This window comes from Escherichia sp. 93.0816, assembly GCF_013368855.2.
Lineage (GTDB): Bacteria > Pseudomonadota > Gammaproteobacteria > Enterobacterales > Enterobacteriaceae > Escherichia > Escherichia ruysiae.
The window spans coordinates 38,774-52,903 of sequence record NZ_JABWNC020000020.1 but is presented as its reverse complement, the minus strand read 5'-3'; the positions used below and the strand labels follow the sequence as shown (position 1 = coordinate 52,903).

The 14,130-nt window shown below is 49.5% G+C and carries 16 protein-coding genes; 3 read left to right on the top strand and 13 right to left on the bottom strand.

The window, feature by feature from the left end; all coding sequences use genetic code 11:
- Positions 1-2: 2 nt before the first annotated feature.
- From HEM79_RS17815 to HEM79_RS17755, 12 genes are all read right to left on the bottom strand, one after another.
- Positions 3-1,043, bottom strand: a complete 1,041-nt coding sequence (locus HEM79_RS17815; protein WP_176241317.1) for a phage late control D family protein — start codon at positions 1,041-1,043, stop codon at positions 3-5.
- Positions 1,031-1,240 carry a tail protein X gene (locus HEM79_RS17810; protein ID WP_016159859.1) on the bottom strand — a complete coding sequence of 70 codons (210 nt, stop codon included), beginning with the start codon at positions 1,238-1,240 and terminating at the stop codon, positions 1,031-1,033. Before HEM79_RS17810 ends, HEM79_RS17815 begins: the two co-directional genes overlap by 13 nt.
- The gene (locus HEM79_RS17805; protein WP_176241318.1) at positions 1,240-2,193 is read right to left on the bottom strand and encodes a phage tail protein; all 954 of its coding nucleotides are present in this window, start codon (positions 2,191-2,193) and stop codon (positions 1,240-1,242) included. Before HEM79_RS17805 ends, HEM79_RS17810 begins: the two co-directional genes overlap by 1 nt.
- Positions 2,193-4,553 (bottom strand): phage tail tape measure protein, encoded by a 2,361-nt coding sequence (locus tag HEM79_RS17800; RefSeq protein WP_176241319.1) that lies wholly within the window; start codon positions 4,551-4,553, stop codon positions 2,193-2,195. The genes HEM79_RS17805 and HEM79_RS17800 overlap by 1 nt, the downstream gene beginning before the upstream one ends.
- Positions 4,554-4,743: 190 nt before the next feature.
- Entirely contained in the window at positions 4,744-5,061 is a 318-nt protein-coding gene (locus HEM79_RS17790) for a phage tail assembly protein (RefSeq protein WP_016159862.1), read from the bottom strand.
- A 50-nt stretch (positions 5,062-5,111) separates the two neighbouring features.
- Entirely contained in the window at positions 5,112-5,636 is a 525-nt protein-coding gene (locus HEM79_RS17785) for a phage major tail tube protein (RefSeq protein ID WP_000907501.1), read from the bottom strand.
- Positions 5,636-7,060, bottom strand: a complete 1,425-nt coding sequence (locus tag HEM79_RS17780; protein WP_016159863.1) for a phage tail sheath subtilisin-like domain-containing protein — start codon at positions 7,058-7,060, stop codon at positions 5,636-5,638. The genes HEM79_RS17785 and HEM79_RS17780 overlap by 1 nt, the downstream gene beginning before the upstream one ends.
- A complete protein-coding gene (locus HEM79_RS17775; RefSeq protein WP_016159864.1) occupies positions 7,050-7,247 on the bottom strand; it encodes a hypothetical protein in 198 nt (65 codons plus the stop codon). The genes HEM79_RS17780 and HEM79_RS17775 overlap by 11 nt, the downstream gene beginning before the upstream one ends.
- Entirely contained in the window at positions 7,244-7,699 is a 456-nt protein-coding gene (locus tag HEM79_RS17770; protein WP_176241320.1) for a Gp37 family protein, read from the bottom strand. The genes HEM79_RS17775 and HEM79_RS17770 overlap by 4 nt, the downstream gene beginning before the upstream one ends.
- A 146-nt stretch (positions 7,700-7,845) precedes the next feature.
- Positions 7,846-8,160: a membrane protein gene (locus tag HEM79_RS17765; protein WP_000777272.1), complete on the bottom strand. Its 315-nt coding sequence runs from the start codon at positions 8,158-8,160 to the stop codon at positions 7,846-7,848.
- 12 nt (positions 8,161-8,172) lie between these two features.
- The gene (locus tag HEM79_RS17760; protein ID WP_016159866.1) at positions 8,173-8,778 is read right to left on the bottom strand and encodes a transglycosylase SLT domain-containing protein; all 606 of its coding nucleotides are present in this window, start codon (positions 8,776-8,778) and stop codon (positions 8,173-8,175) included.
- A gap of 2 nt (positions 8,779-8,780) precedes the next feature.
- Positions 8,781-9,068, bottom strand: a complete 288-nt coding sequence (locus HEM79_RS17755; protein ID WP_016159867.1) for a putative holin — start codon at positions 9,066-9,068, stop codon at positions 8,781-8,783.
- A 537-nt stretch (positions 9,069-9,605) separates the two neighbouring features.
- On the opposite strand from HEM79_RS17755, the gene HEM79_RS17750 reads away from it, so the two are divergent.
- Positions 9,606-9,953, top strand: coding sequence for a Mor transcription activator family protein (locus HEM79_RS17750; RefSeq protein ID WP_000619864.1), 348 nt, complete (start codon positions 9,606-9,608; stop codon positions 9,951-9,953).
- Positions 9,954-10,007: 54 nt separating this feature from the next.
- Here the strand turns inward: HEM79_RS17750 and lysC are convergent, their stop codons facing one another.
- Positions 10,008-11,357: a lysine-sensitive aspartokinase 3 gene (lysC, locus tag HEM79_RS17745; protein ID WP_001112918.1), complete on the bottom strand. Its 1,350-nt coding sequence runs from the start codon at positions 11,355-11,357 to the stop codon at positions 10,008-10,010.
- A gap of 293 nt (positions 11,358-11,650) precedes the next feature.
- Between lysC and pgi the strand changes: the two genes are divergently transcribed.
- Positions 11,651-13,300: a glucose-6-phosphate isomerase gene (pgi, locus tag HEM79_RS17740; RefSeq protein ID WP_000789996.1), complete on the top strand. Its 1,650-nt coding sequence runs from the start codon at positions 11,651-11,653 to the stop codon at positions 13,298-13,300.
- 511 nt (positions 13,301-13,811) lie between these two features.
- The gene (gene yjbE / locus HEM79_RS17735; RefSeq protein WP_000757333.1) at positions 13,812-14,054 is read left to right on the top strand and encodes an exopolysaccharide production protein YjbE; all 243 of its coding nucleotides are present in this window, start codon (positions 13,812-13,814) and stop codon (positions 14,052-14,054) included.
- Positions 14,055-14,130 lie beyond the last annotated feature (76 nt).

The window sequence follows — 14,130 nt, the reverse complement described above, 5'->3', positions numbered from 1 at the left end:
CCTTACTGGCTGGTTGCTGGCCCACGTGAAACGTCGATCTCAGTGGTATAGCCGCTGCGCACAAAACTGTGAGTCGATTTATCAATCAGCCACTGACCGGAAAGCACACCAAAATCGGTTAGCTCGATTTTATTGCCTGCCGTCAGTTCCGGGCAGCCCATCATCCTGAGCGTTCCGGTTTGTTGATATTCGTTGTGGCTGTCGAGCGCGGCGTTGGCCTTGGCCTGAGCTGCGCCAACGTCCGGCGCCCGACTGTTCAGTTTTAGCGTGTCGGCACTGGTGCCGACTCCACGGGCAGACGGCTTTTGCTGGCTGTCGTGAGTGTAGATAACCAGTTCTTTTTTCTTACTATTTTGATGCTGTACGGTGGCGTTTTTGTAGATGCGGTTAATGGTATCTTTGAAGGTGAAATGCGAAACGTCTTTGCGGTCGATCTTTTTCACCGGCGCCAGGCAGCGCAGCGTGGGTAAATGCAAAAAAATCAGTTCTTTGGTGGTCACCTTTACCGCATAGCCATATTCGCTGGCCAGGCGCTTGAGAAATCCGACATCGGTTTCGCCGTACTGTGTCACCCGGTCAATCGTCAGCGGCTCGATTTTGCCCACCAGCGTCAGGCCGTGAGTTTGCGCGATACGGCTGGCGATGGCTGAAAGCGTTGTCTCTTCAAAGCCCTGACTGTTACGGGTGCGCAGCGCCTGATTGACGGAAGTGGCGATGCCATCAATATTTACCGTGGAAGGTGGTGCTGAAATGTCAATTTTATCAATGATATATTGACCACAATCGAGCAGTTTTTCCCCCTGATAACCTATGTGCAGCGCCAGCGTATCGCCTTTGCCGGGATACCACTCTTTTATCCAGCGTCCATCGGTGTCATCCAGTGTAATCGCGATGGTATCCGACTCGTTTTTAATACTGTCCTGGTAACTGATGCTGGTGACATAAGGCGTGATGTCATAAGTGATATCTTTATGCCCATACCAGAGGGTAAAAATGGGCGCGAGCGTGGCAAAGACGCCGCCAGTTACGCTTATCTCAGCCATGGTGGGATCTCCGATACGGTCTTGTTGACGGTAATGACCGGAATAATGAGCTGAATACCGGCAGGCAGTACCGGATAAATGGCGACATGTGGATTGGCGGCGATAATGCGTTCATAAGCCAGTGCATCACCGTAGTAATGCCATGCCAGGTTATCCCAGCGTTCGCCGTCGGTGGTGATATGTTCAAGGTATCGCATTACCAGCTCCTCGTAATGGTCGCGGCAGCGAGCTGAGTCACTGCGGGAGTGGTTTGCTGTACCGTTGTACGCGCCTGCTCAACCAACGTTGTGGCTTTATCGAAAGTTGCTTCGGCGATGGCGCTGGTAATGTCGTCAAAAAGCGCCTGTGCATGGTCAACCAGTGTCCGGGCGTCTTTGGCGCAGTCGCGGATACCCGGCATGTTACCCAGCAATGCTTTAATCTGCGCCGACAACGCTTTTGGTAATCCTGCCAGCGTTTGCAGATCCATCGGTTGTTTAAACAGGGTTTCGATGGCATCGATAGTCTTTTTCAACGACGTAATTATCTTTTCACACTTTTCTTTTAACGCTTTGGCCTCTTTAATCAGTGCTTTGACCTTTGCCACTGTTTTTTTAATATCTTCAATGGATTGCGCCAGTTCATCGAGCATCTCTTTGGCTTTGCGCATACCTTCTTCAATGGCGTTCAATATCTGATCCAACCAGGACTCCACCTTGTCCGGAAAATCGCTCGCCTTTTCGTCAATATTAGGCTCCTGGGTGGTAATCGCCGGGGGCAGGAGTGGGTTTTTCGGATCGCCGGTATACTCCTGGAGCGACATTGTTCCGCTTTGGGCAATCACATTGCCCCAGGGATCGGTGTGCTGGTGGGTGGCGGTTAACTCTGTAATCACAAACCAGCCGCGATAATCACCGTTGCCAAACACCAGCGCCATTGCTTTGTGAGCAAGCATGGCTTCACGCAGTCGATTCAGCTCTGTTGTGGGTTGGCAAAACTGGCTGTGCAGGGAAAATTCCAGCGCCAGCATGTCCAGCTTATCGCCAATAAACTGCACGCCAGGTTTGCCTTCAATACGGGCATGTGTGGCGTAATCCACGCCCATTGTGCTTTTAAAGCCGTCCCAGAATGTGACAACCTTAAATTCAATCTCTCCTAAAACGGCATACATCAGGCATACCCCCGGCGCTGTTGCTGCGCCATTACGTCGTTAATCATTCTTTCCAGTTCGCGTTTACTCATCGTCAACACGTTCTGAATGTCTTTAGTGGTGTTTTGTCCGTTACCCTGCACGGTAATTTGTGGCGAAAAATTCACCTGGACTTTTCCTGGGGAACGGGAGGGTAGCGTCGCCGGTTTGGTTACGGATTTACCTGGTAAAGAGGCCGACGCGAGTTTTGCCGCTGGCACCGATGACGGCGTAGCCGTTTTGCTGGATGGCGCGAGTTGTTTGCCCACTGGAGGCGTTAAAATCGCACCGGCAACGCCTGGAACAACAGTCGCGGGGGAGACTGATGCGGTATTAGTCGTGCCTGTAACAGCCGTAGCCGATGCTTCTGTGCCGATACCCATTGTGGCTTTTAGCCAGTCTGGCATGGCATTTTTGACCTGATCAATAATGCCTTTCAGAGCGGGGAAAGCATTCATTATGCCGTCGGTCAGGCTACCCAGTATATTGCTGCCGAACTCGCTAAAACTCGCAGGCATCTCAACACCAAACCAATTCATCACATCGGAAAAGGCGCTGTAGAACAGCCCCAGTGGCGACCAGTCGAGAATCAACCGGCTAATACCAGCAATGCCGCCATCAAAGGCCGTGGTGATACGTTGCCAGATGGCGGAAAAGAACCTGGTGATAGGTTCCCAGTTGCGATAAATCAGATAAGCCGCGCCCGCAATCGCAGTGATGACCAGACCAATGGGATTCATCAGTAGCACCCGGCCTAGTGAGATAACGGTCCGACCAACCAGTTTCAATGCTCCGCTCAGGCCACGACCAAGCAGTTGCGTTAGCCATTTTGCGCCGCCACCCAATGACTTAACCGCCGATAGCACCTTACTCGCTGCGCCTCCGAGCGCCAGACTTGCCCTGACTTTCAGGAAGATATCGACCAGACGAATAAACGGCGAGGCGATGAAGTTCGCGCCCAGCTTTAAAATATTCAGCGCACCGTTAAACAGCCAAATCGCCCCGACGATTTTCGCAATGTTTTGCACCAGTGCCGGGTGTTCGCGTAGCCAGGCGCTGAACTGGCGAATAACCGGCGCAAGGCTTTGCGCCAGCTCGCCAATCGCCGGCATAAGTTGTAAGCCAATGCTGAGCCATAAATCATTTAACGCCAGTTGTAACGCTTTAGTCTGTTCAATGGGCGAAGCCATTTGCGCAGAAAAGTCAGCATCAATCAGATTCTTGCTGGTGGCTTGCATGGCAGAGGCTTTTAGCTGGCGATACTCTTCCATATTCGCCAGCATAGGGGCCAGGAATTCCACCGTTTGCGCATCGCCGAACATTTCGCCCAGATTAAACTGCGTCACCATCGATTGCAGCGCAGTGCTGCGAGCAGATAAATCTTCAATCTGCATGGTGCGTTTGAAAGTGTCGAGGATCGCCGGATTCATCTTCTCAAGCTGCATTTGCACGATATGAGTCATGGCTTCGCTAACACCCATACCGTTTTGTTGATGCTCAAGCAGAGAACCTTGCAGATCGACGCCCTGGCTGGCGAACCAGCTATCGGTTTTTTTCGAAAAGGTGGTTTGTAGAAAATGGTCGAAATTCTCCGCCGCTGCACTGGCGCTGGCACCGTTTTTCATGGCGATCTGCATGGTGGCGGTCAGTTCAGCCATACCTTCCAGACCCTGAGCGCCGGTTTTACCTGCAAATTTCTCTATCCACTGCGTTTGTTCGGCAATGGCAGGCCCACCGCTTTTGGTAACGCTGTACATCATGTTTTGCGCGGCGTGGAAATTTTCCGGGGCAATATTCAGTTGATCATGAGTCGCGAGCGCGGCTTTCGCCCATGTTTCGGCGCTGTCGCGCGTGGCGGTGGCGGCTTTGGCGATCTCCGGCATATAGCGGTTGAGATCCTGCAAAGACGATATGTTGCCTTCAACTAAGGTCAGAGCGGCGGACTGTAACGTGGTCTGCTGCTGGTTAAAATCCATACTCCAGTCGCGCAGATTCAGGCTAAGCGTCTCGCGAGTGGCATCACTCATCCCATCTTTGGTCGCCATATTGACCATATTGTCCTGAAACTCATACGGCAACTTCCAGTCGGGGGCTTCAACATTGAATACTTTGCTAAATTGCCCGGCAAATGTTTGGGTTTTCTCCATCAGATTAGCGCGGCTGCGGCTATTTTCCTCCAGGCGGAGAGCGGAATCGGCAAGTCGCTGCGTTAGTTTGATAACTGTCGCTTGCTGAGTAGAGAGAGTTAACAATGTTCTGGCGTTGAGTGAGCCGTAACGGGCTATTGCCTGCGTCAACGTCTCATTACGCGCCTGAAGCTGGGTAATAATATCGTTGGCCAAAATTGTTTCTCTTTAAATATTGATAATGGCCCGCTGGTTATTTTTCTAAAAAAAAGGGGCAGGGAAGAAATAAACCTGACGGGCTTGGAAAACTCGCAGACATCAGGTCTGCGAGTCATATTCGATTTTTATTTGGGCGTTGGCTTCATCCAGCCAGTTGCTAAAGTCATCGACGGTAAGGGCGTCTATCTCACTGGGCGGAAAGCGAAACCATCTCGCCAGTAACGCCATCGCTTGCCATAACAGTGGCGGATTCTGTAGCCACGCTAAGCATGGATTGAAATCGTTTCTGCAATGCCTGGTAATCCAGCAAATCCATTTCAGCTAAATCTTCTGGCACCAGTCCGGTCATTGCAGCCATTAGCGGTTCATCCCATTCTTCTGGTTTTTCGCTGATCCGGCGCGCGTTGCGCATATCTTTTACTTTCAGGCGACGTAATTGCAGAGTGTTAATTACGTCTCCCGCCGCTGAAGTAAACGGGAACTGTAAGGTATAATGTTCTTTCATTTTGTATCCTTATTGGTCATGCGGAAATCGGGGCCGTAGCCCCGAATAACTTAGCCACCGATGTTATTGCGATAGGTACTTAATTGATCCACGCCGTTAACGCGGAAAATATTCGCCAGGTAATCCAGTTCCAGCAGCGTTTCACCATCGACCACCTGTTTAATATAGGTACAACCAAAGGCGCTGCTGAATTCCGGGTTTTCATTCTGTTTAAATGTTCCCAATGGATTCTTTTTAAACATAACAGTCAAATGAGTGACTAACGCTAATTGATTCGCTTTCCCCTGGGAGTTATAGCAATCAATACTGGAGCGGCACTGTAATGCTACCGCCTGCCACGGGTTTGCCGTTTTACGCATGACGTCCTGATAAAAGGAGTTCCATTTAATTTCCCCTTCCAGTTTATCGAAACCTGCCGGGAGTTCGATTTTGCCGACCATGCCCAGTGCTTTATGCTCCTGCATAATTAAACTGACATCCGGTAATTTAATTTCGGTTGCACGACCTAAAAGGTTATTACCATCGAGATAAATATTGGCATTGGTAATACGGTTAATTTGAATTTTTCCAGCCATTAGCTATTGCTCTCCAGAGAGACTAAATATTCAGAGGTAATTTCAGTTTCAAACGTCAGACGTTCCAGCGGCGGTGGCGGGGTGAATTTATAGCTCAGCAATAAATGCCCGGCACTGAGTTCGGTCGGTGAATTTCGCGCCGGATCGTACCAGCACTCAAAGCCAAGCAGTGCGCCGTCGGCAATCAGCTTACGGCCCCAGGTATTTACCGACTCGGTCAGGGCATCAATTAGTGCCTGATTAATCGGCATATCGATATACTGCTGGCTGAAATAACGGATCGACTCGTTAATCACATCACCCGTGCGGCGAACGTTTTCAAAGTTACGCATATGGGTCACGGTTGGCCATGCCGCAGTGCGGTTGCCCCATAAACGCAGACCAGAGCCGTAACTATTGAAAACAGTGGTAATGCCGTTTTCGTTGAGCTGATTCACTTCACTTTGCGGGTCATCAACCATTGCGGAAAGTGAACGTTCGATACCGATAATGCCCTGAATTTCCTGGTTTGAGTTGCTCCACCAGAAACCTTTCTCCAAGTCTACTTTGGCACGCAGTCCGGCAGCGCGTGAAGAGAGCGGTTCGAGAACTTCCTGGTTGGTTGAGCCGTCATAAACTTTGACGTGCGGATAGCACAAACGCGCACGGTCAGAACTGGTGTTGAAGTTGATTGCGCCTTTCGAGCCGCGACCAGCCAGTACCTGCTGGAATGTAGTACCGATTGGGGCGTCAATGTAGGCGATAGCACCGAGTTTTTCCGCCTGAGCAATCAGTTCGGTGGTGACCGATTTTTGCGTACAGAAAACGGGAGCAAGCAGGATTTTGGCGTAGAAACCATACAGGTTATAGGTATCCTGTAGCAGTTTCATCCCCGTGCGATCGCCTGCGGTATTAACGGCGCCAATAATATCGGCTGCGGTAACTTTTGTTGGATCGGCCCATGAGTAATAGGCGCAAACTTTCGCTCCGGCAGGGATCTCAGTCTCTGCACGAGTGATTATTCCTGTTTGTTCATCAACATGAAACGCTGCGCTGCTATACGTAGTGGCTGATGTTGAAGAGGGTTTCAGGACGACATTGCGCACCGCACGATGAGCCAGTTTTGCCTGGTTGTTGGAATCAAAAGTGATACTCTCATTGCTGATGCTGGAGCCATGTTTTGCCGGATCCAGTACGTTAATCACCACCACCGTACCGGCGCCGTGGTCATAAATCGCCTTCAGCGCCTGCGGGATAGTAAAGTTAGCCTGAGTCGAGCCAAACTGCGCGGCGTCGCTTTCAGAAAGGCACAATGTTGGTTTGTTTACCGGACCGCATGGTGCACTACCGATTAAAGCGATTACAGCGGATTTTACCGCTTTAACCGGGCGCGGACCGGTTTCAATTTCAATGGTTTCTACACCGTGCAGGTAATTAGCTGCCATGTACAATTTCCTCTCCGTTATTTTGTTCTTCCTGAGTGATGACAGGAGTCAGGTGATTGCGGGCAATCATGGTCATAACCCACTCGTTTTCTTCTGGCAGATCAATTTCACTGTTCGGCCACAATAAGATTTCTTGTCCGTCGGCAAGGGTGACGCCGCTTGCCGGGCCGTTGTAGATGTATTTCATTCAGTTTCCTCGTAATTAACTTCAGTAAGCAGGGTAAGGTCCGTGCTTTCCCGTTTTGCGATAAACAGCGATCTGGTCGCCATTTCCAGGACGTAGCGGCAGAAACCACCGCTCTCGCCTGCATTGATTTCTGTTTCAAGCCAAAGAAGACGCTCGCAATCAGGAAGCTGGATCCCCCCCAATGCGCTGCGTATGCGATCCAGTGCGTTTAACGCGCCACAATTTTTGCCAACAATAACGGTGGCAGTTAAACGGAGCGTTTGCTGTTGCACGAGGGCATCACTGCTTTCAGGCATGGCAAATAGAGAACCGCTATAATTAATAATCACTGTAACTTGCTGCGTCTGCGGAATATATTTATTGGCATCAACCGATGAAATAAATACGTCCATTTCGGGATTCTGTTCACGTAATCTGGTCACAACAGAATTAATTACAGATAAAATTTCCATATAGGGTATTCCTTAATTACCGCTCACTTCGTTATCGTTGAAATGTATTCTGAAGCAGTGAAGGTGAAGAATCTTTTAATGTGATTTAGAGAAAAAATTGAATGGCTATAAAAAATCCCCACACTTACGTAAAGGTGGGGATGTATTTAATAGCTGCCACGTTGTAATAGCTCTATTTTGCTATATAAGGCATCCAGCTTTGCTTCTAATACTGCCTGGCCACGAAGATAATCTTCTCTGCGGACATAATGCAGCGGAAGCTCGGCACGAAATTCGAGAAATTCTCTTTCCAGTTTCGACCAGCTTGTTTCTGATTCCCGGCGCGCGTTTTCCAGAGATTCAAAACGCTCATTAAGTCTTTTTTCAATTTGCGCTAACAGCAATTTTCCGGCAGCAAACATTAATCCAACGAAGGAAAGCATAAGGGAGATCACTTCCCAAAAATCGATACTGAGTTTCATCGGCCCCTCTGATTAGTGAAGACAGCTTGCCTGCCCCCAGAGTAAGTAGCGGGCGGCATGTTGATAGAGGATCATCTTCGGATAGTGACGATTTTCTCGCCAGTTTGCGGCACTACGCCCGGCGTTGACGTGCTCAACATGACCAAACCAGATGGTGGCATCTAACCCTTTGGATGCGGCCAGTTTTTTATCCCGATTAACCCATCCCTGACCACCGTTATAGGCGCTTAGGGTAAATGCCATACGCTGGCAGCCATTTTTCGCCGAGATGTTTTTCCACAAATGCTGGTCATATTGCACCAATGCGCGAATCGCCCAGGTTGGGTTATAGGGCTTGTTTTCACGTAGCTGTGGATACAACTGGCTTATCCATGTCGCTGTGGCAGGCATAAATTGCGCCATACCCTGTGCGCCGACGGGGGAACGCGCCATTGGCTGCCAGGCTGATTCCTGGTGCAACTGCCCGGCGAAGTCTGCCACCGGGGCGTTCAGTCCCCAGACTTCTCGTGCAGTTCGAATCAGTTCGTTTCGCCATGCCAGAGATGCTCGCGGCGGTTCAGATGCGTTAAGCGGGAAGAACGCGAACAGAGTAATTAGCGCGAGAAATTTTACCTGCATCACTAAAGTCCTAACGCGACGGAAAGGCAGACGGCTGCAACGATGATAGCCCGACGAATCATTGCCGCCGCGCAGCATCGCGCCTCTTCCCAGGGGCAAAATGAGTCAGGCCGCGCCCAGGGAAACAGACTGCGATCGAGCCAGTATCCCAGCACAGCGGCGAGCGAAACCAGACTTAGTTTATAAATGACAACCGGGATCTGTGCGGAAGATGTCCAGCCGATCGCGACAAACAGCGCGACGGAAGCGACCAGCCAGCCGGAAAGACGGGGAAAAGTGACTTTTTTCATACGATATCTCCTGATAAGTGAGCGTTTAGTGTCGCCAGATCCCTCCAGTGAAGAATGAAAAAAGCTTTAATAAATAACTTTAAAAAATAGATCCTCTATAAATGAACATGCTTGCTAATAAATCCACCCATTAATAAAAGAGCAAAAGGTGTCCTGGAGAATAAGCGCGTCATTATGCAGGGAAAAGAGGACGATGAATCGTAGGAATAGTCCATAGTCATTTGATTTTTAAAGTTTGTTTAAGAAAGTCAGCGACTGTGAGGGAAACGATCTTTTTACACTACAGGTAAAAATAATACTGTATGCACATACAGTATCGTGTAAAATGATACTCCAGTTGACAAGAAACATAACGCAAACAATATATTTATTTTGTGAATTTATGACGTTCATTAATATTAAAAATTTATATTTTTGGTGATTGTTTATTTGTTTGTTGAATGTATTGAGTAGCAGTAATGACAACTGCTTAGCGTATATCCGTGGTTTTACACGCATCGGGTCTTATACAGGATGCAAGATATATGGAGATGAAAAATGATACGAAAATCAAAAGAGATGGCCCGGACACCGGAGATCATTAACGACCTGGCGTTTCATGCATCGCAAGTTCTGATTGAGAGCATCAATCTCGACAGCTCATCGGCGGAAAATGTGGGCTTTGCCATTGCCGACCGAATGATGCGTAACTGGGGTGGGCAAAGCATTTATTTCCCGAAAGGGATCTCCGGACGGGCGTCGGAGCGTGACTACCAAATCTATAGCGAGTGCGATGGTCGCAACTACGCCGAATTAGCGAAGAAATATAATCTGACGCTGCAATGGATTTATAAGATAGTGAAACGCGTACATGCGGAAAAGCAACAGCGCCGTAGTAATTCGTAATTGATCCGGCATGGTGAATAGCGACGTGGGTCGCTATTCACCTGTACTGGTCGTTTACTCAAACAAATTACTATGCAATTTCTGTACTACCTGCTCTGCATCAGCACCCGGCACCAGGAAGCACAGGTTATTGCTGGAAGCGCCGTAGCAAATCATGCGGATGTTGAACGGTTCCAGTACGCCAAATACTTCTTTGCCGACGCCGCAGGCTTTGGACAGGTCGTTACCAATCAGCGCCACCAGCGCCAGGCCTTCTTCCACTTCTACACGGCACAGTGCTGAAAGCTCCATCAGCAGTGATTGCGTCAACAATGTATCGCCGGTAGAAGTTGAACCAGTAGTATCAAGAGTTAATGCCACGCTCACTTCGGACGTAGTAATTAAATCCACCGAAATATTATGCCGCGCGAGGATACCGAAAACTTCCGCGAGGAAGCCACGGGAATGCAGCATATTCAGGCTGTGCAGGGTTAATAGCGTTTGTTTACGGCGCAGAGCCAGTGCACGGAACAGCGGTGGATTTTCGGTTTTATTACACACCAACGTACCGCCAGCACGTGGGTCTTTGCTGGAACCGACAAATACCGGAATATCGCTGCGCACTGCGGGCAGCAACGTCGCTGGATGCAGCACTTTCGCGCCAAAGGTCGCCATTTCAGCGGCCTCTTCAAAAGCGATTCTATCAATGCGTTTTGCTGCTGGCACCACGCGTGGATCGGTAGTGTAGATGCCAGGGACGTCAGTCCAGATATCAACGCGAGATGCGTGTAAGGCTTCCGCCAACAGGGCTGCCGTATAATCGCTGCCGCCACGTCCAAGTGTTGTAGTACGCCCTTTACTTTCGCTACCAATAAAGCCCTGGGTGATGACTAAACCTTCACTGAGCCGTGGAGTCAGATGCAACGCAGCCAGTTCCGCCAGTGCAACAACATCTGGCTCCGCACGACCAAAACGGTCGTTGGTGCGCATCACTTTTCGCACATCAAACCACTGCGCCTGGACATCGCGTTCGCGCAGGATTTCAACAAACAGCAGAGTGGACATCAGTTCGCCGTGGCTGACCAGTTCATCCGTCAGTGCCGGAGATGTTGCCAGTGCCGCCGCTTCGGCCAGAACGGTAATGTTCTCCAACAAACGTTCAATCTCTTCACGGATGACGTTCGGGTAACGCAGACGCTCCAGAATGGCGAACTGAATATTGCGAATAGCATCGAGTTTTTCGAAACGCTCAACCGGTTCCAGACCTTCAGCCAGTGCAACCAACAGATTGGTAATCCCCGCAGAAGCAGAAAGCACAACCAAACGAACATTCACATCAGAAAGCACAATGTCGGCGCTGCGGTTCATGGCGTCGAAATCAGCCACGCTAGTACCACCAAATTTGGAGACAACAATATCGGGCATAACAACCTCGTGTCAGGGAATGAAAGAAGCGACCTTGGCACAAAGGCAAAATAGAAACCGGTGCAGGCGCAGACCGTATTTATAAATAAAAGGTGTAGGGGAGTGTGTCAACGCCGGGATTATGCGGATTATTCATGCAGCGGGCGTGGTCAGAAATTGTGCTTATAACGTCTATACTTTTTATCCTCTTCAGTAGTTAGCTGAGCTAACGGCACTAAAACCATCACATTTTTCTGTGACTGGCGCTACAATCTTCCACAGTCACAATTCTCAATATCAGAAGAGTATTGCTAATGAAAAACATCAATCCAACGCAGACCGCTGCCTGGCAGGCACTACAGAAACACTTCGATGAAATGAAAGACGTTACGATCGCCGATCTTTTTGCTAAAGATGGCGATCGTTTTTCTAAGTTCTCCGCAACCTTCGACGATCAGATGCTGGTGGATTACTCCAAAAACCGCATCACCGAAGAAACTCTGGCGAAATTGCAGGATCTGGCGAAAGAGTGCGATCTGGCTGGCGCGATTAAGTCGATGTTCTCTGGCGAGAAGATCAACCGCACCGAAAATCGTGCCGTGCTGCACGTGGCGCTGCGTAACCGTAGCAATACGCCGATTCTGGTTGATGGCAAAGACGTAATGCCGGAAGTTAACGCGGTGCTGGAGAAGATGAAAACCTTCTCGCAAGCGATTATTTCCGGTGAGTGGAAAGGTTATACCGGCAAAGCAATCACCGACGTGGTGAACATCGGGATCGGCGGTTCTGACCTCGGCCCGTACATGGTGACTGAAGCACTGCGTCCGTACAAAAATCACCTGAACATGCACTTTGTTTCTAACGTTGACGGAACTCACATCGCAGAAGTGCTGAAAAAAGTGAACCCGGAAACGACGCTGTTCCTGGTGGCGTCTAAAACCTTCACCACTCAGGAAACCATGACCAATGCCCATAGCGCACGTGACTGGTTCCTGAAAGCGGCAGGTGATGAAAAACACGTTGCGAAACACTTTGCGGCGCTTTCCACCAATGCGAAAGCCGTTGGCGAGTTTGGTATTGATACCGCCAACATGTTCGAGTTCTGGGACTGGGTCGGCGGTCGTTACTCTTTGTGGTCAGCGATTGGCCTGTCGATTGTTCTCTCCATCGGCTTTGATAACTTCGTTGAACTGCTTTCCGGCGCACATGCCATGGACAAGCATTTCTCCACTACTCCAGCAGAGAAAAACCTGCCTGTATTGTTGGCGCTGATTGGCATCTGGTACAACAATTTCTTTGGCGCGGAAACTGAAGCGATTCTGCCGTATGACCAGTATATGCACCGTTTTGCGGCGTACTTCCAGCAGGGCAATATGGAATCCAACGGCAAATACGTTGACCGTAACGGTAACGTCGTGGATTACCAGACTGGCCCGATTATCTGGGGTGAGCCAGGTACTAACGGTCAGCATGCGTTCTACCAGCTGATCCACCAGGGAACCAAAATGGTGCCATGCGATTTCATCGCGCCAGCTATCACCCATAACCCGCTCTCTGATCACCACCAGAAACTGCTGTCTAACTTCTTCGCCCAGACCGAAGCTCTGGCCTTTGGTAAATCCCGCGAAGTGGTAGAGCAGGAATATCGCGATCAGGGTAAAGATCCGGCGACGCTCGACTATGTAGTGCCGTTTAAAGTGTTCGAAGGTAACCGTCCGACCAACTCCATCCTGCTGCGTGAAATCACTCCGTTCAGCCTGGGGGCGTTAATTGCGCTGTATGAGCACAAAATCTTTACTCAGGGCGTGATCCTGAACATCTTCACCTTTGACCAGTGGGGCGTGGAGCTGGGTAAACAGCTGGCTAACCGCATTCTGCCGGAGCTGAAAGATGACAAAGAAATCAGCAGCCACGATAGCTCGACCAATGGTCTGATTAACCGCTATAAAGCGTGGCGCGGTTAATCATCGTGCATGTCTGATGTCGCTACGTAGGCCGGATAAGGCGTTTACGCCGCATCCGGCAACCGGTGCCTGATGCGACGCGGTCGCGTCTTATCAGGCCTACAGGTCGATGCCGATATGTACATCGTATTCGGCAATTAATACATAGCACGATTGATTAAATAACCTTAATAACAATGCCGACTATAAGTCGGCATTGTTTTATCAGATAAATCCTCTTGTCTGTGATTTAACGAAAATCATACCGTGAGGTTAATCCTAAAATAGATTTTCAGTCTGTAATTATTTCGGAATATACGCAGGTTAATCGCTTTTGTATTTATTTTAACTCCATGATTAACATGATTATTTATATATAATAAAAAATATATAATTGATATTAATTCCAATTATCCTAAAACCCCATCACTAATTCCCCACGCCGTAATTCACATGCTTTAGTTGTGTATACTCAATCCCGCCCGAAATGTTTTTGGGTAAATCTCCATTCATTTAATGAAGGGAAATTGATATGAAAAAAGTTCTGTATGGCATTTTTGCCATATCTGCGCTTGCGGCGACTTCTGCGTGGGCTGCACCTGTACAGGTGGGCGAAGCGGCAGGATCGGCAGCAACGTCGGTTTCGGCGGGTAGTTCCTCCGCGACCAGCGTCAGCACCGTAAGCTCAGCGGTGGGTGTCGCGCTCGCGGCAACCGGTGGCGGCGATGGTTCTAATACCGGAACTACCACAACCACGACCACCAGTACCCAGTAATAACGTATGTATCCCCAAAATAATTCGAGTTGCAGGAAGGCGACAAGTGAGTGAGGCCCAGGGAGCATAGATAACT

Coding starts and splice junctions, on each gene's coding strand:
- HEM79_RS17815 (WP_176241317.1), bottom strand. CDS start 1,043: ATGGCTGAGATAAGCGTAACTGGCGGCGTCTTTGCCACGCTCGCGCCC.
- HEM79_RS17810 (WP_016159859.1), bottom strand. CDS start 1,240: ATGCGATACCTTGAACATATCACCACCGACGGCGAACGCTGGGATAAC.
- HEM79_RS17805 (WP_176241318.1), bottom strand. CDS start 2,193: ATGTATGCCGTTTTAGGAGAGATTGAATTTAAGGTTGTCACATTCTGG.
- HEM79_RS17790 (WP_016159862.1), bottom strand. CDS start 5,061: ATGAAAGAACATTATACCTTACAGTTCCCGTTTACTTCAGCGGCGGGA.
- HEM79_RS17785 (WP_000907501.1), bottom strand. CDS start 5,636: ATGGCTGGAAAAATTCAAATTAACCGTATTACCAATGCCAATATTTAT.
- HEM79_RS17780 (WP_016159863.1), bottom strand. CDS start 7,060: ATGGCAGCTAATTACCTGCACGGTGTAGAAACCATTGAAATTGAAACC.
- HEM79_RS17775 (WP_016159864.1), bottom strand. CDS start 7,247: ATGAAATACATCTACAACGGCCCGGCAAGCGGCGTCACCCTTGCCGAC.
- HEM79_RS17770 (WP_176241320.1), bottom strand. CDS start 7,699: ATGGAAATTTTATCTGTAATTAATTCTGTTGTGACCAGATTACGTGAA.
- HEM79_RS17765 (WP_000777272.1), bottom strand. CDS start 8,160: ATGAAACTCAGTATCGATTTTTGGGAAGTGATCTCCCTTATGCTTTCC.
- HEM79_RS17760 (WP_016159866.1), bottom strand. CDS start 8,778: ATGCAGGTAAAATTTCTCGCGCTAATTACTCTGTTCGCGTTCTTCCCG.
- HEM79_RS17755 (WP_016159867.1), bottom strand. CDS start 9,068: ATGAAAAAAGTCACTTTTCCCCGTCTTTCCGGCTGGCTGGTCGCTTCC.
- HEM79_RS17750 (WP_000619864.1), top strand. CDS start 9,606: ATGATACGAAAATCAAAAGAGATGGCCCGGACACCGGAGATCATTAAC.
- lysC (WP_001112918.1), bottom strand. CDS start 11,357: ATGCCCGATATTGTTGTCTCCAAATTTGGTGGTACTAGCGTGGCTGAT.
- pgi (WP_000789996.1), top strand. CDS start 11,651: ATGAAAAACATCAATCCAACGCAGACCGCTGCCTGGCAGGCACTACAG.
- yjbE (WP_000757333.1), top strand. CDS start 13,812: ATGAAAAAAGTTCTGTATGGCATTTTTGCCATATCTGCGCTTGCGGCG.